Origin of the sequence: Thauera phenylacetica B4P (assembly GCF_000310225.1) — a bacterium.
Taxonomy (GTDB): Bacteria; Pseudomonadota; Gammaproteobacteria; order Burkholderiales; family Rhodocyclaceae; genus Thauera; species Thauera phenylacetica.
On record NZ_AMXF01000526.1, the window covers coordinates 1 to 856 of the forward strand.

Genomic DNA, 856 nt, shown 5'->3' on the forward strand with positions numbered 1-856 from the left:
CGCGCCCTCGGCCACCGCGCCCGCCGCCGGCACGTCCGCCCAGCACAGCCGGCGCACCCCCGCCGCATCCGCGGCGATGGCGACGCCGCGCTCGAAGAGCCCCTCGGCGCGCGACACCACCAGATGCACCGGCATCACGTCGAGCACCTCGTTGGCCACCACCGCGCCGGCAAAGCGCTCCGGCAGCGCGTCCAGCCAGTGCACGCGCGCCGCCAGGTGGGGCGCCTTCGCGGCGAGAGTATCGAACTGGCGCTCGCGCAGCTCGCCCGAGAGCTCGAGGATGCCGTAGCGCTCGGGCAGGCAGTCGCGGCGCTCGAGCTCGAGCAGCAGGTCGGCGGCGAGCAGGCCGGTGCCGGCGCCGACCTCGATCAGCGCGCGCGCGCTGGCGCGCATCACCTGCTCGACCTGGGCGGCGAGCGCCTGGCCGAAAAGCGGGGTAAGCTCGGGCGCGGTGATGAAATCGCCGCCGGGGCCGAACTTTCGCGCGCCGCCGCTGTAATACCCCAGCCCCGGCGCGTAGAGCGCGAGCTCCATGTAGCGCGCGAACGGGATCCAGCCTCCTGCCGCGGCCAGCTCGGCCTCGATGTGTTCGAGCAGGCGGGCGCTCTGGGCGAGCGCGTCGGCGGAGGGCTGGGGCAATGAAGACATGATCGTTCTGCAGGACACGAGGGCGAGGCCGCGATTGTAGCGGCACGCCCGCCCAACCGCCCGGCCAGATCCGGGCCTCACGGTGGATCCGATGCGCACGTCCCCCTCCGAACCCGATACCGCTCCCGCCGCGGCGCCGCTGATCCTGGTGACCGGTGCCGCGCGCCGCGTCGGCGCGGCGATCGCACGCCGGCTGCACGCCGGCGGC

At 74.9% G+C, this 856-nt stretch carries 1 protein-coding gene; it reads right to left on the reverse strand.

Features of this window, described 5'->3' with window-relative positions; translation table 11 throughout:
- Window positions 1-648 (reverse strand): SAM-dependent methyltransferase (locus C667_RS23470; RefSeq protein ID WP_039923115.1); only part of this gene is annotated, 648 nt, incomplete at its 3' end.
- Window positions 649-856 lie beyond the last annotated feature (208 nt).